This is a genomic window from Streptomyces sp. NPDC102274, assembly GCF_044766385.1.
Classification (GTDB): Bacteria; Actinomycetota; Actinomycetes; order Streptomycetales; family Streptomycetaceae; genus Streptomyces.
On record NZ_JBIWLW010000020.1, the window covers coordinates 19790 to 39556 of the forward strand.

Consider the following 19767-nt stretch of genomic DNA (forward strand, 5'->3'; position numbering starts at 1 on the left):
TGGGACCGGGGCCGTCCGCACCAGAGACTGAACAGAAGTCAGCCGGAATTGGCGCGTCGCGACCGCCTTTGAGCGACACGACCAGAGATACGATCGCCTCTGCTCATCTGCTGGCGATTTCGGAGCGGTTGCCAGTGTCACGGAGAGCGGGGATAGCATCCGGCGCATGGAGCCCCAGCTGCTGCACACCGTCGCGGACGGCATCGCGACCGTGGTGATCCACCATCCCGCCAAGCGCAACGCGATGACCGCGCGGATGTGGCGGGAGCTGCCGCCGCTGCTCGCGGTACTGGCGGACGACCCCGCCGTACGGGTGCTGGTACTGACCGGCGAGGGCGCCACCTTCTGCGCGGGCGCCGACATCGCCTCGTTGCGCGAGCCGGGCCGGGATCCGGGGTCTCTGGCGGTGGCCGCGGAAGACGCGCTGGCCGCCTTCCCCAAGCCGACGCTCGCGGCCGTACGCGGCTACTGCGTGGGCGGCGGCTGTCAGCTGGCCGCGGCCTGCGATCTGCGGTTCGCCGAGGAGGGGGCGCGGTTCGGGGTCACTCCGGCACGGCTCGGGATCGTCTACTCGGAGTCGTCCACCCGTCGGCTGGTCTCGCTGGTGGGTCCGGCCACGGCCAAATACCTATTGTTTTCGGCCGAGTTGATCGAGGCGGAACGGGCGCTGCGTACCGGACTCGTCGACGAGGTGCTGCCGGAAGGCGAGTTGGGTGAGCGGGTGGCGGAGTTCGCCCGGGTGCTGGTCTCGCGTTCGCGGCTGACCCAGACGGCGGCCAAGGAGTTCACCGCGGGCCGTACGGACCGTGCGGCGTACTGGACGGCGCAGGCACGCGGCAGCGGCGACACCGCCGAGGGGGTCGCCGCTTTCCTGGAGCGCCGCGAGCCGCGTTTCAGCTGGACTTCCGGACCCGCCGGCGCGGGCGGAACGGTCACTGAAGGATGAAACGGCTCCCGTCCCGCATCTCCGCGACCAGATCCGCGGGCGCCTTGTCCGCCGAGCCCGCGTCGTAGGGCGGCCGCGGGTCGTACTCCGTCAGCAGCTGGACGGACTGGGCGAACCGGTCGCCGGCGAGCCGCCCCGCGAGGGTGAGGCCCATGTCGATCCCGGCGGAGACACCGGCGGCCGTGACGTATTTGCCGTCGGTGACGACACGTTCGCCAGTGGGCTCGGCGCCATACGCGCGCAGTGTCTCCACGGCCAGCCAGTGGGAGGTGGCCCGGCGCCGCCGTAGCAGCCCGGCGGCGGCGAGCAGCAGGGAGCCGGTGCAGACCGAGGTGGTCCAGGTGGTGGTGGCGTCGGCCGCGCGCAGCCACCCGAGGAGCGTCTCGTTCTCCATCTGCCGCTCCTGGCCGGGCCCGCCGGGCACCACCACCACGTCCGGCGCGGGGACCTCGGCGAGCGTCTTCCCGGCGACGAGCGAGAGAGAGCCGGCGTCGTCGGCCACGGGCCCGGTCTTCTCGGCGACGAAGAACGTCTCGGCGCCGGGGGTGTAACAGAGCATCTGGTAGGGACCGACGGCGTCGAGCGCGGTGAAGCCGTCGAAGAGGACGATCGCGATCTTCATAACGGACCTTTCATAGGGGTCCCATAGGGGTCGCTGGGACGCTGGATCGCTGGTCAGTGGGTGACGGGTGCGGGGGCCGGGCCCGGCCGGAAACGGCGGCGGTACTCGGCGGGCGCCGTGCCGAGGGCTCTGACGAAGGCGCGGCGCATGGCCTCGGGCGTGCCGTAGCCGCACGCGCGGGAGATCTCCTCGACGCCGTCGGCGCTGTCCTCCAGCAGCCTTCTGGCGTGTTCGACCCGTACGCGCTCCACATAGCGGCCCGGTGTCATACCGGTCTCCGCCCGGAAGGCGCGCGCGAAGTGACGCGGCGAGAGTCTGGCCCGCGCCGCCAGTGCCTCGACCGAGAGATCGCCGCCGGGGTGGTCGCTGATCCAGCTCTGTACCTCGCGCAGCGGCTCGCGCTGCGCGGTCTGAGCGGCGAGCTGGGCGCTGAACTGTGCCTGATTGCCGGGACGGCGCAGGAAGACCACGAGATGGCGGGCCACGGTGAGCGCCACCTCGCGGCCGAGGTCCTCCTCGATGAGGGCGAGGGCGAGATCGATGCCCGAGGTGACGCCGGCGGAGGTGGCGATCTTCCCGTCCCGTATGTAGATCGGGTCCGGGTCGACCTCGATGGCGGGGTAGTTCCTGGCGAGCAGGTCGGCGGTCCTCCAGTGGGTGGTCGCGCGGCGCCCGTCGAGCAGCCCCGCCGCGGCGAGCAGCAGGGCTCCGGTACAGATCGAGACGAGCCGTTCGGCGCGAGGCGCCCGCTCGCGCAGCCACGCGATCAGCAGCGGGTCGGGGCCGCGGGTGCCGTTTCCGCCGGGCACGACGAGCGTGTGCGGGTCGGGGGCCTCGGTGAGCGCGAGATCGGGGACGAGTGTCAGTCCGCTGGAGGTCCGCACGGGCGAGCCGTGGAGCGAAGCCGTACGGATCCGGTACGCGCCGCGGTCGCCGGTGGCGAACCCGGCTCCTTTGAACACCTCGACGGGCCCCGTCACATCAAGGCTCTGCACCTCGTCGAAGAGGACGACGAGTACGGATCGCTCTGTCATGGTTCTCATCCTGGGTCCGGTGGGCGATGGCCGCAATGACGAGTACCCCTCTCTTCCTGCCATTACGGGTCCGCCCTCTCCCCGTCCCGCCCCCGTCCTCTCCCCGTCCCGCCCCCGTCCTGTCTCCGTCCTGCCCTCGTCCCGTCCGCGTCCCTGTCGCGCGTACCGACCAGTCGGTAACGTACGGGCATGACCTCTCTGCCCGAGCGTGCCGCGCGGCGCTGTTACGCCGTCGTCAATCCGTTCCACTCGGCCCTCTACTTCTCCCCCGACCTCGGCCGCGAGTGCGCGCGCGCCGGTCTGGACAACGCGCGGGCCGCCTACTTCGTGGCTCGCGCAGCGCCCCTGGGGCGGGTCGGCGCCGGACCCGTCACCGCTGCCTTCTACAACTTCCGGCACGACCTCGTCGCCCGCCACATCCCGCGCTCCTGGGACTTCGTCTCCCCCGAGGACGCGCTCGGCGCGCGGCTGCGGGCGGTCGACTCACTGATGCGCCGGCTGCTGGGAGAGGAGGCCCTGGCCTCAAGGGAGCTGGCCGAGGCGGCGGAGCTCGCGCTGCGGGCCGCCGAGGCGTGCACGCGCCACGCGCGTCCGCTGTACGCCGCCAACGCCGATCTGCCGGTGCCCGACGCGCCGCATCTGGCGTACTGGCACGCGGCCACGCTGCTGCGGGAGTACCGCGGTGACGGCCATCTGGCCGCTCTGCTGAGCGCCGGGCTCGACCCGCTGGAGGCGCTGGCCAGCCATACCGCCAGCGGCCGGGGCATGGCACCGAAGTGGGTCCTGGCCACCCGGGGCTGGAGCCAGGAGGAGTGGGAGGCGGCCAGGGAGCGGCTGCGCGGGCGGGGGCTGCTGGACGCGGACGGTGAGCTGACCGCGTCGGGTACCGAGCTGCGCAAGGCCCTGGAGGACGAGACCGACCGGCTGGACCGGGCACCGTACGAACATCTGGGGGCGGCCGGCGTGGCCCGCCTCACCGAGCTGGGCGGGGCTCTCGCGGGGGCGGCGCGGGCGGCCGGCGCGTTTCCCGCGGACCTCATCGGAAAACGCTGAGTTCCGCGCCGCTCACGGCCCGTGCCCGTACGCGGGCACCGGGCCATGGGCTGCCGTACGGCCCCTGTCCGGTCGTCACCGCCGGTCGTGCCCGCTGATGTCGGTGCCACCTGCCACAATGCACACGGCGGACCACTGAACAGCGGAGCGTGATCGTGACGACGTCCATCGAAGGCAGGATCGCCGAGGAACTCGGCGTACGGGAGCGGCAGGTGAAAGCGGCCGTCGAGCTGCTCGACGGCGGGTCGACCGTGCCGTTCATCGCGCGCTATCGCAAAGAAGCGACCGAGATGCTCGACGACGCGCAGCTGCGCACGCTCGAGGAGCGGCTGCGTTATCTTCGCGAACTGGAAGAGCGGCGGGGAGCGATCCTGGAGTCCGTACGCGAGCAGGGCAAGCTCGACGAAGCCCTGGAGGCGCGGATCCGGGCCGCCGACACCAAGGCGCGGCTGGAGGACATCTATCTGCCGTTCAAGCCGAAGCGGCGTACGAAGGCGCAGATCGCCCGGGAGGCCGGTCTGGAGCCGCTCGCCGAGGGGCTGTTGAGCGATCCCTCGGTGGAACCGCTCGCGGCTGCCACCGCGTTCGTGGACGCGGACAAGGGGGTCGCCGACCCCGCGGCGGCGCTGGAAGGCGCCCGCGCCATCCTCGCGGAGCGGTTCTCCGAGGACGCCGATCTCATCGGTGAGCTGCGTGAACGGATGTGGACCCGGGGCCGGCTCGTGGCGAAGGTACGGGACGGCAAGGAGGAGGCCGGCGCCAAGTTCGCCGACTACTTCGATTTCGCCGAGGGCTTCTCCCAGCTGCCCTCCCACCGCGTGCTCGCGATGCTCCGGGGCGAGAAGGAGGATGTCCTCGATCTTGTCCTGGAGCCCGAGGAGCCGTCGGAGCAGCCGGGCCCGAGCATGTACGAGAACATGGTCGCGCGCCGCTTCGGCGTGGCCGACCGCGGCCGTCCCGCCGACAAGTGGCTCGCCGACACGGTCCGTTGGGCGTGGCGTACCCGCATCCTGGTGCATCTCGGGATCGACCTCCGGCTCCGGCTGCGGACCGCCGCCGAGGACGAGGCGGTACGGGTGTTCGCCGCGAACCTCCGCGATCTGCTGCTCGCGGCCCCGGCCGGTACCCGCGCCACGCTCGGGCTCGACCCCGGGTTCCGTACGGGCGTGAAGGTGGCCGTGGTCGACGCGACCGGCAAGGTCGTCGCCATCGACACGATCTACCCCCATGTCCCCGCGAACAAGTGGGACGAGTCGCTCGCGAAGCTGGCCCGGCTCGCGAAGGAACACTCCGTCGATCTGATCGCCATCGGCAATGGCACGGCGTCCCGGGAGACCGACAAGCTCGCGGGCGAGCTCTGTGCCAAGCACCCCGAGCTGAAGCTCACGAAGGTGATGGTCTCGGAGGCGGGCGCCTCCGTGTACTCCGCCTCCGCGTTCGCCTCGCAGGAGCTGCCCGACCTGGATGTGTCGATCCGTGGCGCGGTCTCCATCGCGCGCCGGCTCCAGGACCCGCTGGCCGAGCTGGTGAAGATCGACCCCAAGTCGATCGGTGTCGGCCAGTACCAGCACGATCTGTCCGAGGTGAAGCTGTCCCGCTCGCTGGACGCGGTCGTCGAGGACTGTGTGAACGGCGTCGGTGTCGACGTCAACACCGCGTCCGCGCCGCTGCTCTCGCGCGTGTCGGGCATCGGGGCGGGACTCGCCGAGAACATCGTGGCCCACCGCGACGCCAATGGGCCGTTCCGTTCGCGGCGCGCGCTCAAGGATGTGGCGCGGCTCGGTCCGAAGGCGTACGAGCAGTGCGCGGGCTTCCTCCGTATCCGCGGCGGTGACGACCCGCTGGACGCGTCGAGCGTGCACCCCGAGGCGTATCCGGTGGTGCGGTCGATGGTGAAGACGACGGGCAGTGAGGTCGCCTCGCTGATCGGGAACGCGTCGGTGCTGCGCACCCTGCGGCCCGGCGATTTCGTGAACGAGTCCTTCGGTCTGCCGACCGTCACCGACATCCTGCGCGAGCTGGAGAAGCCGGGGCGGGACCCGAGGCCGGCTTTCAAGACGGCCACGTTCAAGGACGGCGTCGAGAAGCTCGGCGATCTGGCGTCCGGGATGGTGCTGGAGGGGGTCGTGACGAACGTCGCCGCGTTCGGCGCGTTCGTCGACATCGGGGTGCACCAGGACGGTCTGGTCCATGTCTCCGCCATGTCCAGGAACTTCGTGAAGGACCCGCGGGAGGTGGTGAAGCCGGGTGATGTGGTCAAGGTGAAGGTGATGGACGTCGACATTCCCCGTAAGCGGATCTCCCTGACGCTGCGGCTGGACGACGAGGCGCAGCCGGCCAGGCAGGACCGGGAACGGTCCGGGGGCGGCGGCGGGCGGCCCCCGCAGCAGCGGCAAGGGGCGCGCGGTGGGCGAGGCGGCGGTGGCGGACGTCAGGCGACGGCCCCGCCGCCGGCCAACAGCGCGATGGCGGACGCCTTGCGACGGGCGGGTCTGACGGATCCGAACGGCGGCGGCAAGCGACGCTGAGGCCCCCGGACGCGGCGGTGCGGGGGCTCCGGAGATGGACGGGAGTCCCCGCGCCGGTGTCAGATCTCGGTGACCTTGCCGTCCGCCACATCGAGACGGCGGGTCGTATGCACCGCGTTCAGCATTCTGCGGTCATGGGTGACCAGCAGCAGTGTGCCGTCATAGGAGTCGAGCGCCGACTCCAGCTGTTCGATGGCCGGCAGGTCGAGGTGGTTGGTCGGCTCGTCCAGGACCAGGAGATTGACGCCCCGGCCCTGGAGGAGCGCGAGCGCGGAGCGGGTGCGCTCGCCCGGCGAGAGGGTGGTCGCGGGGCGCAGGAGGTGGCCGGACTTGAGGCCGAACTTCGCGAGCAGCGTACGGATTTCGGCCGGTTCGGTGTCCGGGACCGCCTTGCGGAAGGCGTCCAGCAGGGTCTCGGGACCATGGAAGAGGGCGCGTGCCTGGTCCACCTCGCCGACGACCACGCCCGAGCCGAGCGTGGCGTGGCCCGCGTCCAGCGGTAGGCGGCCCAGCAGGGCGGCCAGGAGCGTGGACTTGCCGCTGCCGTTGGCTCCGGTGATGGCGACCCGGTCGGCCCGGTCGATCTGGAGCGTGACCGGCCCGAAGTGGAAGTCTCCGCGCGCCACTTCGGCCGCGCGGAGCGTCGCCACCACCGCCCCCGACCGGTCCGCGGCGGCGATCTCCATCCGCAGTTCCCACTCCTTGCGGGGCTCCTCGACCACATCGAGGCGTTCGATCAGCCGCTGTGTCTGGCGCGCCTTGGCGGCCTGCTGCTCGCTCGATTCGGTACGGAACTTCCGCCCGATCTTGTCGTTGTCGGTCGCCTTGCGCCGGGCGTTCCTGACGCCCTTCTCCATCCATGAGCGCTGGGTGTGGGCCCGCGTCTCCAGGGCGGACTTCTTGTCCGCGTACTCCTCGAACTCCTCCCGGGCATGGCGCCGTGCGGTCTCGCGCTCCTCCAGATACGCCTCGTAGCCACCGCCGAAGAGCGTGATCTTCTGCTGGGCGAGGTCGAGTTCGAGCACTTTGGTCACGGTGCGTACCAGGAACTCGCGGTCATGGCTGACGACGACCGTGCCGGCGCGCAGGCCCGCGACGAAGCCCTCAAGGCGGTCGAGGCCGTCGAGGTCGAGATCGTTGGTCGGCTCGTCGAGCAGGAAGATGTCGTAGCGCGAGAGCAGCAGTGAGGCCAGACCCGCGCGGGCGGCCTGGCCGCCGGAGAGGGTGGTCATGGGCTGGTCGAGGCCGACGGTCAGGCCGAGTGAGGCGGCGACCTCCTCGGCCCGCTCGTCGAGGTCGGCGCCGCCGAGGGCGAGCCAGCGCTCCAGGCCGGTCGCGTAGGCGTCATCGGCGCCGGGCGCGCCGTCGACCAGCGCCTGCGTCGCCTCGTCCAGGGCGGTCTGCGCCGCGGTGACGCCGGTGCGGCGGCCCAGGAAGGCCCGTACGGTCTCCCCCCGGCGCCGCTCGGGCTCCTGGGGGAGGTGGCCGACGGCGGCGGTGGGCGGGGACAGCCTCAGCTGTCCGTTCTCCGGCGTATCCATTCCGGCGAGCAGCCGGAGGAGGGTGGACTTCCCGGCGCCGTTGGCACCCACGAGTCCGGTCACATCGCCGGGCGCGACGACCAGATCGAGCCCGGAGAAGAGTGAGCGGTCGCCGTGTCCCGCGGCGAGGTCTTTGGCTACGAGCGTGGCAGTCATCAGACCGCCGATCCTACCGGGGCGGATTCCGGTACGGTCCGGGCATGAGCGGCACAGACACTGATGTGATCGTGGTGGGCGGCGGAGTCATCGGGCTGACGACGGCGGTGGTCCTCGCGGAGGGCGGCCACCGCGTCGGGCTGTGGACCCGCGATCCGGTGGCGCGGACCACCTCGGCGGTGGCGGGAGCGCTGGTCTGGCCCTATCGCATCGAGCCCGCGCGCCAGGTCGGCGCCTGGCTGGAGGAGTCGCTGCGCCACTACGTACAGCTGGCGCGAACCCCGGACAGGACCGGGGTGCGTATCGTCGCGGGGCTGATGGCGGACACCCCGCTCGGGGGACTGGGCAGTTGGGCCTCCCAGGTGCCCGAGCTGCGCGAGGCCCGTACGGACGAACTGCCCGACGGCGTCGACCAGGGGCTGCGGGCCGCGGTCCCGCTGATCGACATGCCGGTGTATCTGCGCTATCTGAAGGCGCGGTTGCGCACGGCGGGCGGCACCGTCGAACGGAGGTCGGTCACCGGCTTCGCCGAGCCGGCGGCCGAGTCGTCCGTCGTGGTCGACTGCACCGGGCTCGGTGCCCGGGAGCTGGCGGGGGACGCCTCGCTGTATCCGGTGCGCGGTCAGGTGGTGATCGTGGAGAACCCGGGGATCGACGAGTGGTTCGTGGCGGCCGTCCCCGGCTCCTCCGAGACGACGTATCTGATGCCCCAGCCGTACGGGGTACTGCTCGGCGGCACGGCGAGCGATCACTCCTGGGACCTGAGCCCCGACCCCGCCGAGGCCGAGGCCATCGTCGCGCGCTGCGCCCGGATCCGGCCCGAACTGGCCGGGGCGCGGGTGCTGGAGCACCGGGTGGGGCTGCGGCCCGCCCGTCCCCGGGTGCGGCTGGAGGCCGTACCTCTGCCCGGGGGCGGGCGGGTGGTGCACAACTACGGGCACGGCGGCGCGGGGGTCACCGTGGCCTGGGGCTGCGCGGAGGCCGCCGCCCGGCTGGCTGCGGCCTCCGTCTAGATCGAGCCGGATCGAGCAGGAACGAGCCGGAACGAGCCGGAACGAGCGGTCAGCAGGCGGCGGGCGTCGCGGTCGTCAGGTGGTACTCCGCCCGCTCGTCGAGCAGCAGCGGAACCAGATTCCGCTGCGACTGGCGGAGCGGTACGAACGCGCCCTTGCCGTGCGGCACGGACACCACTCCGTGCAGGGCGAGCTCGTCCTTGACGTCCGCGTACTGGGCCGCGTCGAGACGGTAGCCGCACGGCGGGTCCTGGAGGATCTTCTCGGGGGCCGCGGGTTCGTTGTCGGCGCCGCCGAGATAGACCGGGCCACGGTCCTTGAGCCCGGCCAGCCGGGCGGTGGCCGTGGCGGTCACGATCCGCGCCCTTCGCTCATCGGTGAAGGTGAACAGGCCCTTCAGGGAGTCGAGTTGGCTGGTCACGCGGCGCCGGTTGTTGAGCGCCTCGTCGGCCTTCTCCGCGTCGGTGACGGGATCGACCCGGCTCTCGATCAGCAGGCCGATCGAGTGCTTGACGCCCGAGGCGTTGCGCAGGATGCGTTCCTGACCGTCGCCGGCGGTCTGCCTGATGGGGTCGCCGGTCACCGGGTCGGTCCAGATGCCGTAGGTGCCGATGGAGTGGCCGGCCGCGCGCGCGGCGGGCCGTACGTACCGCTCCGACAGCGCCTGCGCCTCGTCGTGCACCCGCGCGTCGGTGTTGAGATTGCGCGGCCAGAGGTCGAACAGATCCTTGTCGTAGTACGGCGGGGTGGCGCCGTACTCGTGCAGGTCGTAGATGATGTCCGGCTGACGGTCGCGGATGAGGGCGGCCATCGTGCGGCCCTCGGCCGTCTTCAGCGCGATGTGGTCGCGGTTGATGTCGACGCCGTCGGAGTTGCCACGGGTGTCGGCGGCCCGGCCGTCCGGGTTGGCGGTCGGGACGACGAGCACGCTCGTACGGGCCAGGAAACGCTGGGTGGCGCGGTCCTTGGCGTAGGCGAGATCGCGGACGGTGGTCAGACACGCCTCACGGCCGGACGGTTCGTCGCCGTGCTGGCTGCACACCAGCAGCACGGTGGCGGGCGCGCGCCGGGCGCCGAGCTCGACGAGCTGGAGCGGCCGGCCCTGTTTGGTGGTGCCGATGGTGGTGAGGGTGGCGCGGTCGCTGCCCCGGTCGACGGCGGACAGGAACTGCTGCTCCTGCGTCTGGCTGGTCCAGTTGGCGCCGTCGCTGGTCTCGAATTCCGTACGCGGCGGGGTATCGGCGCCACGACCGGAGGCGGACTGGCCGGAGGTGGCCTGGGAGGAGGTGGCCTGGGAGGAGGTGGCCTGGGCGGGGAGGGCCGCGATCGGCAGCACGAGGGCCGCGGTGGTCATCGCCAGGACGAGGGTGCGTAGACGGGGTGTCATCAGGTGCGGTCTCCCGGGATCGGAGGTGTCCGGCGTGGCTCGGCCACGCCGTTCGGACGGGACTCTCGGGGTGCGCCGCGCGGCGGGACGGTGCCGGTCGTGGCGCGGGTGAACGCCTCGGCTCCGCCGACGAGCGGCAGTTTCGCGGACGTTCGGGCCAGATCGAGGGTGAGGGTCGGGGTGGTGGACGGCGGGTCGATCAGGCCCTGGTCCGTTCCGCCGATGATCAGGGCGAGCCGGTGGCCCGCGGGTACGACATGGTCGCTCGCGGCGAGTTGGACGGTGAGGGTGTACGGCCTGCCGGGCGTGAGCGGGCGGCCGTGGCCGGCCGAGGCGTACGTGCCGAGATCGGCCCAGCCCCGGCTGAAGACGGTGTAGTCGACGTCCGCCGTCCTGGCCGCGGTCTCCCGGTAGCAGGAGCTGTCGGCGGTGGTGCTCGGGCCCCAGCAGGTGCGTTCGGTGAGGGTGGTGATGCCCTCGCCCGCGTGCCCGTAGTCACGGATGGTGTCGGGGCCGAGGTCGACAAGGACCGCGGACAGATGGGCCGTCGAGGTGGACGGGGTGGCGGTGACGGTCACCATGGAGGAGCCGGAGAGCCGTAGATCGCGGCTGAGCGGCTGGGTGACGAAGCCGGACTTGGCGGAGGTGGACCGGTCGATGTCCGCGGCCCAGTCGGACTCGCTCAGGCGCGGATCGTCCGTGAAGGTCTCGGTCGTACCGGGCCGGGCGGGGGTACGGCCGAGCGTGCCGACGCCGGGGACCGTGCCCGCGGCGGGCCGCACGGTGGTGGCGTCGGTGGTGCGCGGCGGCCACACCGTATCGGTGGTCCAGCGGTCGGGGGCGCGCTCGATGTCCGCCATGGGCTCGCGGTCGACGCCGTTGTCGTAACCGAGCAGATAGTGGTCGAACCAGCGGTGCAGGGAGGCGACCCATTCGGTGCGGCGGAAGTCGAACGGGTCGACATGGCCGGTCTGGGAGAGCCAGATCTTGCGCTCCACGCCCGCGTCGGCGAGCGCGTCCCACCACTGGCCGAGGTGCTTGGTGCGGACGTTGAGGTCCTGCATGCCGTGTACGGCGAAGACGCTGGCCCTGACCTTGTCGGCGTTCCGTACGTAGTCGCGCTCGCTCCACAGCCGGGTCCAGTCGCCGGTGCGCGGCGCTTCGTCGATCAGCCGCTGCTGGACGGCCTGGCAGCGGGCGCGGGCCTCGGGGCTCTCCACGTAGTCGGAGAGCCACTCGGGTCCCGAGTCGTAGAGGGGGGCGCCCTGGGCGAAGTAGTAGTCGTACCAGGAACTGATCGCGGCGATCGGGACGATGGTCCTGAGGCCCTTGACGCCGGTGGCGGCGACGCCGTTGGCGATGGTGCCGTCGTAGCTCTTGCCGATCATGCCGGTGGCGCCGGTGGTCCAGGAGGCCCGTACGGGGTCGGTACCGGTACGGCTGCCGTACGCGCGGGCCCGGCCGCCCAGCCAGTCGACGACGGCCTTGGCCGACAGGACGTCGGAGCGTCCGCCGATGTCGATACAGCCGTCGGAGCGGTTGGTGCCGGTCAGGTCGACGGCGACGAAGGCGTAGCCGCGCGGCACGAAGTAGTTGTCGTAGTGCAGCGGGAAGCCGGCGGGGTCGCCGTTCGCGTCATAGGTCTTCTTCTGGCTCTCGTTGCCGCGTCCGCAGCAGGAGTAGTACGGGGAGGCGTCCATGATCACGGGGATCTTCCGGCCCGACAGCGCGGCCTCGCGGGGCCGTACGACATCGACGGCCACCCGGTCGGTGCTGCCGTTCGCGTCGCCGTCGATCCCGGTGTCCACCCAGACCGACTCCCGGATGGCGTTCTCGTAGGAGTAGACGGGCTCGCTCTGACGCGGGGGCGACTCGGCCGTCACCGCCGTCGGCCGCAGGCCCTGTGGTCCCTGTGCTGCTTGAGCTCCCTGGGCTGTTTGTGCTCCCTGGGCTGTTTGTGCTCCCTGGGCTCCCGTCGGAGTGAGTAATACCCCCAGCAGCGCGGCCGAGGCTGCCGCGACCAGCGTTCTGCATGACCAGCGGGCGCCCCGCGCACGGATCTCCATGGGGCGGAAGGTACCCCCGTCAACTCCCGTGCAAAAGAGGGCAGTCGTGGGAGACGAGGGGAGGGCGGGGCCCGTACGGGGTGTCCGCGGCATGGCCATCCCGGGTGGCGCGGCACGGTGCTTTCCCTGCTGGGGCGGCATGGGAGCGCTCTCAGGGAATTGCCGGGAGCGGCTAGGCTGGGGGTTGTCCTGTCCGTTGTACGACGAGGAGCGCACGTCTTGACCGAGCCGTTCCCTGGGGCCCGCCCCACTCTGGAAGCCGTCGCGGCGCTCGCCGGTGTCTCCCGGGCCACGGCCTCCCGGGTCGTCAACGGCGGTGCGGGGGTGCGACAGCCGCTGGTCGAGAAGGTGCAACGGGCGGTCGAGGAGCTGGGATACGTACCGAACCACGCGGCCCGCACGCTGGTCACCCGGCGTACCGGCGCCGTCGCCGTGATCATCGCCGAGCCGGAGATCCGGATCTTCTCCGACCCGTTCTTCTCCCAGCAGATCCGCGGAATCAGCAAGGAACTGACCGCGCACGACTACCAGTTGGTGCTGCTGCTGCTCGAAGGCCCCGGTGACTACGACCGGATCGCCCGCTATCTGGCGGGCGGCCATGTCGACGGCGCGCTCGCCTTCTCTCTGCACACCGACGATCCGATTCCCGACATCACCCGGCGGGCCGGGATGCCGACCGTCTACGGCGGCCGGCCGGGCTGGACGACCGTACCGGACCACCGGGCCGTGCCGTATGTGGACGCCGACAACCGTGGCGGCGCCCGGGAGGCCGTGCGGTATCTGTGGGACCTCGGGCGGCGGCGGATCGCGCATATCGCGGGACCGCGCGACCAGACCTCGGCCACGGACCGGCTCGACGGCTACCGCGATGTGCTGCTGGGCGAGAATCCCGCGCTGATCGCCGAGGGGGCGTTCACCGAGGAGAGCGGGGCGCTCGCGATGACCGAGCTGCTGGAGCGGTGTCCCGATCTGGACGCGGTGTTCGCCGCCAACGATCTGATGGCCTCGGGCGCGCTGCGGGTGCTCAAGGAGCGCGGGATCGCGGTGCCGGACGAGGTGGCGCTGGTGGGGTTCGACGACATGGACTCGGTCGCCGCGGTCACCGACCCGCCGCTGACCACCGTCCAGCAGGACATCGAGGGGCAGGGTCGGCTGATGGCGCGGCTGCTGCTGCGCGGGCTCGACCGCGAGCGCGAGGGCGAGGGCGAGCGGGCCCCGGCGTCGGTGATCACCCCGACCACGCTGGTACGGCGGGCCTCGGCCTGAGCCGGGCCCGCCGTCCCTCGTTCGCCTGTCGGCAGGGGGGCTTGACCAGTACCCCTCCCGGCAACGTTCGCCCCGTCGCGGCGGCCGGCACGCGCGCTCGGCGTTGGCCACAAGCCCGGGTAGCTCCGCTACCAGGACTTCCGGCCGCCTTGCGATCACACGCACCGGCCGCCGCTCCTCAATGGGCGAACATTGCCGGTCGCGGCACTACTTCGACGCTGTCGAGCGGGCCGGTACGTCGAGTGTCGTACCGTCCGAGAAGGTGACGGTCCGCGCCACCGACTCGAAGTTGTGCGCCGCGTAGGTGCGGACGCCGCCCTTGCTGAAGACGGCCGAGGCCGGGACGGACCCGGTCACCGTCGGGTCGGGAGCGCCGAGCGCGTCGAGCGTGGCGATCCAGTGATAGGTGTGCGCCTTGGACTCACCGGCCTCGGGGGTGTACCCCGCGTTGCCCGCGTCCCACTTGGCCTTGGCGCCCGCCGGATCGGCGAGGGCCTCGAACTCCCAGAGGATGTCGCGCCATTCGACGGCCGGGCCGCCGTTCTCCCGTTCCAGCTCGGCGAGATTGCGCTGGATCGCCGCCTTCTCCCGGCCCAGATGCAGTGAACCGCCGGTCACGGGGAGGACGTTGATGCCGTGGATCTCCTCCGGGTTGGCGGTCCACCAGGTGGAGTACGCGCCGCCGCTGCCCCACACCATGCCGACCGTGTCATGGCCGAAGGAGGACGGGAAGACCTCCTCGTCGGCGTCGAACCAGTACTGGGCGATCGCCTCGGACTCGGTGGCCAGCAAGTAGCTTCCCAGATCGCGCAGTTCGGCGTCACCGGTGGCGGAGCCCCACAGGACGAGTGCGGCGCTGAGGTTGGTGGACTCCGACGACGACTCCTGGTTGTTGCCCGCGGCGAACCCCTGGTGTCCGGAGGCCCAGCTGTGGCCCGCGTACACATCGAAACCGCGCAGGAAGGGGAAGTCGGTGTCGGTACGGCTGGGGTTGGCGGCGTCGCGGACCAGTGTCTTCACCATGCCGCCCCAGGCGGAGTCGGCTGCCCACCGCTGGTCGTACTGGGCGACGATCGCCGCCGCGTACACGTAGTAGCTGTAGTGGAAGTGGTGATCGTTGAGTTCCGTGTCACTGCCGTAGGACGCCGGGTAGCCGATCAGCGTCCTCCAGTCCTTGTCGTACGAGAACTCACTCGCGCCGCCCGCCGTGAACCACTCCTCCAGCCGGCTCTTGAGCAGTCCGAGGAGCTTGTCGCGGGTCGCGCTCTCACCGATCTGGTCGGCCATGGGCACCAGTTGGGCGAGTCTGCCCAGTGCCTTTCCGGTCCAGTACGTGTCGGTCGCGCCCGAGAACGGATCGGCCGCGCCCGCCACCTCGTCCAGATAGCCCTTGAGCCGCGCCTGGTCGACGCCGCTCGACTTCGGCAGCGCGGGCAGCACCCCGGCGGACGCCTGGGAGGTGGTGAAGGAGGCGGCCTCGCGGACCTTCATCGTGCCGCGGGGTGAGACATAGGTGTACGGGGTCAGCGCGTCGGTGGTGTTCAGCCACTGGTGCCGGTAGAGGGCCTGGAGGGTGCCGGTCTCGGTGCCCTCCTGCGGCTCGGTGGTGAGGCTGTAGGTCGCCCTGACCGTGCCGCCCTCGGCGCTCCAACTCACCTTCGAGCCGGTGACGAAGCTGTACGCGTACTTCCGGTACGTGGCGAGCGCGTCGGTGGACGGGAGGACCGCCAGCGAGAAGTAGTCGGCGCCGCCGAGCCCGGCCGTCACGGTGGATCCGGCGACGGCCCAGTCGCTGCCGGACGGGGCGAACAGGGCGTAGTGGTGGCCCGCGACCGTGATACCGAGGACATTGCCGTCGTCGGCGAAGACATCGGGCGCGGCGGCGGTGGTGATCCGCGCGTCGCCGCCCGAGCCCTTGGCGTAGACGAAGGGCAGACCGTGGCCGATGGTGGCCCGCAGGGTGCGGGCGCCGTCGGACCAGTACGGCGTGACGGTCCAGTCCGACCAGGCGTCGGCCTTGGTGTCGGGCGAGTTGAGCCCGGTCAGGCCGAGGGTGAGATCGGCCTTGTGGGCGTATTCGTACTGGCGGCCGTCGCCGACGATCGCCGGGGTGGTCGGATAGCCGACCTCCAGACCACCCGCCGTCGCCTGATAGGTGAGGGGGTGGCCGTACATGGGGGTGGAGTACGGATTGTCGCCGTATCGCTGGAAGGCCAGCGAGGACCACCAGTCGTTGGTGGGCAGGGGCTGGTCGCGCGCGGCCTCGGTCACCTTCGGGGTGACGGGAGTGCCGGTGTTGGTGGTCGGACCGGATGTGCCGGCGGGCCGGCTGTCCGAGTAACTGCCGGAGCCCACAGGCACGTTGGCGGCCAGCGCCGGGGACGCGGCGGGGCCGAGGCCGACAGCGGCCAGGGCGGTGGCCAGAATCAGCGCCGAGGCGGCTCTGGCGCGGGAGACGGACATGGACGGCACCTCGAAAACATGGGGGGCAAGGGCGTCCGAGAGCGCTCTCAGATGGCAGGAAACGTAAAACTCCTGAAACAGAAGTGTCAATACGTCTGGCACGGACAGCAGTTCATGGCGAGCCTTGGTCCAGACCGACAGCCGTTATGTGTTCGAGTCTTGACGAAGGGTGGCGGGCCGGGGCACGCTCCAAGCCATCTCTTGAGAGCGCTCTCAACTACCTCTCGCGGGTACTCCGTTGTATTCCGAAGCCAAGGGAGGCTTCCCATGCCCAACGCCCGAGCCGCCAGGAGGGCCGCAGTCCGTCTCGGTGCGGTCGTGCTCTCCGGGGCACTCCTCGCCGCGTGCGGATCCGGTTCCTCGGGGGGAACCTCCGACAGCGCGGGTGGCAAGGTCACGCTGACGGTCGACCTCTTCGGATCGTTCGGCTACAAGGAGGCGGGACTCTACGCGGAGTACCAGAAGCTCCACCCGGACATCACGATCAAGCAGAGCGACACCGAGGACGAGGCCGACTACTGGAAGTCGCTCCAGACCCGGCTGGCCGGCGGGGGCGGGCTCGGCGATGTGCAGGGTGTCGAAGTGGGCCGGATCGCCTCGGTCACCCAGCAGCAGTCCGACAAGTTCGAAGACTTGAAGCAGTACGGCGCGGACAAGCTGAAGGACCAGTTCGCCGAAGCCAAGTGGTCCGCCGCCACCACGGAGGACGGCCGGATCCTGGGTCTTGGCACGGATGTCGGGCCCGAGGCGATGTGCTACCGCACGGATCTGTTCAAGCAGGCGGGGCTGCCGACGGACCGTGACGAGCTGAGCCGGAAGTGGTCCACGTGGGACGGCTATCTGGCCCTCGGAAGGGAGTACCAGAGGAAGGCACCCGGGAAGGGCGCCTGGATCGACAGCATCGCCAGCCTCTACTCGATCATGATCGGCCAGGAGAAGGAGCGGTACTACGACGCCTCCGGAAAGCTGATCTACGAGAACAACCCGGCCGTGAAGACCGCCTGGGACACCTCGGTGGAGGCCGCGGGCTCCGGGCTGAGCGCCAAGCTCGACCAGTGGACGCCGCCGTGGAACCAGGCGTTCGCGGCCGGCTCGTTCGCCACCATTCCGTGCCCCGCCTGGATGCTCAGCTACATCAAGGGCCAGGCCGGGGAGGCCGGTTCGGGCAAGTGGGACATCGCCAAGCTGCCCGGCGGGGCGGGCAACTGGGGCGGCTCCTATCTCTCCGTCCCGCGCGCCGCCAAGCACAAGAAGGAGGCGTACGAGCTGATCGAGTGGCTGACCGCACCCGAGCAGCAGGCGAAGCTCTTCCAGAAGCAGGGGCTCTTCCCGTCCGCCACGGGCGCCATCGAGAAGGTCTCGGGCGCCAAGGACCCGTACTTCTCGGACGCGCCGATCGGCCAGATCTTCGGTGACGCGGCCAAGTCCTCCCCCGTACAGGTCCTCGGGGTCCATGACGCCAATGTCGCCCAGCAGATCACCAACGCGCTGAGCGAGGTGGAGCGCAAGGGCACCTCGTCCGACAAGGCGTGGTCCACCGCGAAGAAGGGCGTCGACAACGTCATCGGCTGACGTCGGCATCGTCATCGGCTGATCACCGCATCGGCCGACACGGTCGCCGGGGGCGGGTTCCGGGCGGTTTCCACATCTCGTCCCCGCTCGGGGCCCGCCCCCGGTCCCGGTCCCGTCCTTCCCCCGCTCACCCTCCCGAAGGCCGTTCCATGACCCTCACCGCCACCGCGAAGGCCGCGTCCCCGCCGCCGTCCGGACCACCCGCCGCCCGGCCGTCCGCCGCGCGCCGCGCCTGGCGCGCCTTCTCCCCGTACGCCTATATCGCCCCGTTCTTCACGCTGTTCGCGGCCTTCGGGCTCTTCCCGCTGCTCTACACCGCGTTCGTCTCGCTCTACCGGGTGGAGCTCCAGACGCCCGGCGACATGGAGTGGCGCGGTCTCGGCAACTACACCGCGCTCTTCACCGACGAGTTCTTCTGGACCTCGCTGCGCAACACCTTCACCATCGGGGTGCTGTCGACCGTCCCGCAGCTGGCGATGGCCCTCGTCCTGGCCCATCTGCTCAACTACAAGCTGCGCGGCCGGACTTTCATCCGTACGGCGATCCTGCTGCCCTACGCCACCTCGGTCGCCGCCGCGACGCTGGTCTTCGCCCAGCTCTTCGGCCGCGACTTCGGTCTGATCAACTACGCGCTGGGGCTGGTCGGTTTCCATCCGGTGGACTGGCAGACCGGTACGGTCGCCTCGCAGATCGCCGTCTCGTCGATCGTCATCTGGCGCTGGACCGGCTACAACGCGCTGATCTATCTGGCCGGCATGCAGTCCATCCCCAGCGAGCTGTACGAGGCCGCCGAGGTCGACGGGGCCTCGCGCTGGCGGCAGTTCCTCCATGTCACCCTGCCGGGGCTGCGCCCCACGATCGTCTTCACCGCCGTCGTCTCCACGATCGGCGCCACCCAGCTCTTCGGTGAGCCGCTGCTCTTCGAGGGGTCCATCTCGGGCGGTATCTCGCATCAGTACCAGACCCTCGGCCTCTATATGTACGAGCAGGGCTGGGGCTTCTTCCATCTGGGCCGGGCCGCCGCGATCGCCTGGGTGATGTTCGTCCTGATCCTGCTGCTGGTCGGCGTCAACGCCCTGATCGCCCGCCGCCGTTCCCGTAAGGAGGCCGGCCGATGACCGCGCTCGCCGCACAGCCCACCCCGCCGCCGGGGACCGAGGACCGGCCACGGCGCTCCGTACGACGCGGCGGCCGGGCCGGGCGCACGATGCACGGAGGCAGGCTCTCGTACGCGATCCTGGCCGTCGCGCTGCTCATCTCGGTGTTCCCGTTCTACTGGACGATCGTCGCCGCCAGCCGTTCCAACGCCGACCTGGCGTCGGTACCGCCGAGCCTGCTGCCGGGGCCGAACCTCATCCGCAACTTCGAGGCGGTGCTGCAGGAAGCCGATATCGGCAAGGCGCTCCTCAACTCCTTCATCGTGTCCGGCTCGATCACCGTGGGCACGGTGCTGTGCTGCACCCTCGCGGGATTCGCCTTCGCCAAACTGCGCTTCCGCGGCCGGGGCGCGCTGCTCGCCGTGACCGTGGGCACGATGATGATCCCGCCGCAGCTCGGCGTGATCCCGCTGTTCATGCTGATCGCCGAACTCCAGTGGGTGAACCAGCTCCAGGCCGTCATCCTGCCCGGACTCGTCTCCGCGTTCGGGGTGTTCTTCATGCGGCAGTATCTGGTGCAGTCGCTGCCCGACGAGCTGATCGAGGCCGCCCGGGTGGACGGCGCCTCCACCGCACGGATCTTCTGGTCGATCGTGGTGCCCATCGCCAGGCCCGGGATGGCCGTGCTCGGGATGCTGACCTTCATGGCCGCCTGGAACGACTTCTTCTGGCCGATCATCGCGCTCTCCTCGCAGAATCCGACCGTGCAGGTGGCGCTGCGCCAGCTCGGCGGCGGCTATGTCCACGACCAGTCCGTGATCATGGCGGGCACCCTGCTCGGCACGCTTCCCGTGCTGCTGGTCTTCGGTCTGCTGGGCCGGCAGATCGTCGGCGGCATCATGCAGGGCGCCGTCAAGGGCTGATCCCCCCCATCCCCACCACCACCTGCCGCGCGTCCCACCGCCTGCCGCGCACCCGCCCACCGCACCCGTACCAGTCGGTCCCCCGCCGCCTCCCCCCTCT

14 protein-coding genes are annotated in these 19767 nt (G+C 70.9%); 8 read left to right on the forward strand and 6 right to left on the reverse strand.

The genetic code is table 11. The features are described from left to right. The first annotated feature begins 166 nt into the window (after positions 1 to 166). The gene (locus tag ACIRQP_RS25015; protein ID WP_403893361.1) at positions 167 to 946 is read left to right on the forward strand and encodes an enoyl-CoA hydratase/isomerase family protein; all 780 of its coding nucleotides are present in this window, start codon (positions 167 to 169) and stop codon (positions 944 to 946) included. Here ACIRQP_RS25015 and ACIRQP_RS25020 read toward each other — a convergent pair. Both ACIRQP_RS25020 and ACIRQP_RS25025 read right to left on the reverse strand, forming a co-directional pair. Then, positions 933 to 1568: a DJ-1/PfpI family protein gene (locus ACIRQP_RS25020; RefSeq protein WP_403893362.1), complete on the reverse strand. Its 636-nt coding sequence runs from the start codon at positions 1566 to 1568 to the stop codon at positions 933 to 935. The two genes, ACIRQP_RS25015 and ACIRQP_RS25020, sit on opposite strands and share 14 nt — an antisense overlap. Before the next feature lie 53 nt (positions 1569 to 1621). Then, positions 1622 to 2602: a GlxA family transcriptional regulator gene (locus ACIRQP_RS25025; RefSeq protein WP_403893363.1), complete on the reverse strand. Its 981-nt coding sequence runs from the start codon at positions 2600 to 2602 to the stop codon at positions 1622 to 1624. Positions 2603 to 2791: 189 nt separating this feature from the next. Here ACIRQP_RS25025 and ACIRQP_RS25030 point away from each other — a divergent pair, with 189 nt between their 5' ends. Further along, positions 2792 to 3655 carry a hypothetical protein gene (locus ACIRQP_RS25030; RefSeq protein ID WP_403893364.1) on the forward strand — a complete coding sequence of 288 codons (864 nt, stop codon included), beginning with the start codon at positions 2792 to 2794 and terminating at the stop codon, positions 3653 to 3655. A 155-nt stretch (positions 3656 to 3810) separates the two neighbouring features. Then, positions 3811 to 6183: a Tex family protein gene (locus tag ACIRQP_RS25035; RefSeq protein WP_403893365.1), complete on the forward strand. Its 2373-nt coding sequence runs from the start codon at positions 3811 to 3813 to the stop codon at positions 6181 to 6183. 59 nt (positions 6184 to 6242) lie between these two features. On the opposite strand, the gene ACIRQP_RS25040 is transcribed toward ACIRQP_RS25035, so the two are convergent. Next, positions 6243 to 7880, reverse strand: a complete 1638-nt coding sequence (locus ACIRQP_RS25040; protein WP_403893366.1) for an ABC-F family ATP-binding cassette domain-containing protein — start codon at positions 7878 to 7880, stop codon at positions 6243 to 6245. 44 nt (positions 7881 to 7924) lie between these two features. On the opposite strand from ACIRQP_RS25040, the gene ACIRQP_RS25045 reads away from it, so the two are divergent. Continuing rightward, a complete protein-coding gene (locus tag ACIRQP_RS25045) occupies positions 7925 to 8893 on the forward strand; it encodes an FAD-dependent oxidoreductase (protein WP_403893367.1) in 969 nt (322 codons plus the stop codon). Positions 8894 to 8942: 49 nt separating this feature from the next. On the opposite strand, the gene ACIRQP_RS25050 is transcribed toward ACIRQP_RS25045, so the two are convergent. Together ACIRQP_RS25050 and ACIRQP_RS25055 are read right to left on the reverse strand one after the other, a co-directional pair. Continuing rightward, complete coding sequence (locus ACIRQP_RS25050; protein ID WP_403893368.1) at positions 8943 to 10280, reverse strand: M14 family metallocarboxypeptidase; 1338 nt, start codon at positions 10278 to 10280, stop codon at positions 8943 to 8945. Continuing rightward, positions 10280 to 12346 carry a Xaa-Pro dipeptidyl-peptidase gene (locus ACIRQP_RS25055; protein WP_403893369.1) on the reverse strand — a complete coding sequence of 689 codons (2067 nt, stop codon included), beginning with the start codon at positions 12344 to 12346 and terminating at the stop codon, positions 10280 to 10282. The genes ACIRQP_RS25050 and ACIRQP_RS25055 overlap by 1 nt, the downstream gene beginning before the upstream one ends. A 219-nt stretch (positions 12347 to 12565) precedes the next feature. Between ACIRQP_RS25055 and ACIRQP_RS25060 the strand changes: the two genes are divergently transcribed. Then, a complete protein-coding gene (locus ACIRQP_RS25060; protein WP_403893370.1) occupies positions 12566 to 13612 on the forward strand; it encodes a LacI family DNA-binding transcriptional regulator in 1047 nt (348 codons plus the stop codon). A 207-nt stretch (positions 13613 to 13819) separates the two neighbouring features. Here the strand turns inward: ACIRQP_RS25060 and ACIRQP_RS25065 are convergent, their stop codons facing one another. Next, entirely contained in the window at positions 13820 to 16075 is a 2256-nt protein-coding gene (locus ACIRQP_RS25065; protein WP_403893371.1) for a glycosyl hydrolase, read from the reverse strand. A gap of 267 nt (positions 16076 to 16342) precedes the next feature. On the opposite strand from ACIRQP_RS25065, the gene ACIRQP_RS25070 reads away from it, so the two are divergent. From ACIRQP_RS25070 to ACIRQP_RS25080, 3 genes are all read left to right on the forward strand, one after another. Continuing rightward, positions 16343 to 17647: an ABC transporter substrate-binding protein gene (locus ACIRQP_RS25070; RefSeq protein WP_403893372.1), complete on the forward strand. Its 1305-nt coding sequence runs from the start codon at positions 16343 to 16345 to the stop codon at positions 17645 to 17647. A 149-nt stretch (positions 17648 to 17796) separates the two neighbouring features. Further along, complete coding sequence (locus ACIRQP_RS25075) at positions 17797 to 18765, forward strand: carbohydrate ABC transporter permease (RefSeq protein WP_403893373.1); 969 nt, start codon at positions 17797 to 17799, stop codon at positions 18763 to 18765. After that, a complete protein-coding gene (locus ACIRQP_RS25080; protein ID WP_403893374.1) occupies positions 18762 to 19667 on the forward strand; it encodes a carbohydrate ABC transporter permease in 906 nt (301 codons plus the stop codon). The genes ACIRQP_RS25075 and ACIRQP_RS25080 overlap by 4 nt, the downstream gene beginning before the upstream one ends. The last annotated feature ends 100 nt before the right edge of the window (positions 19668 to 19767 follow it).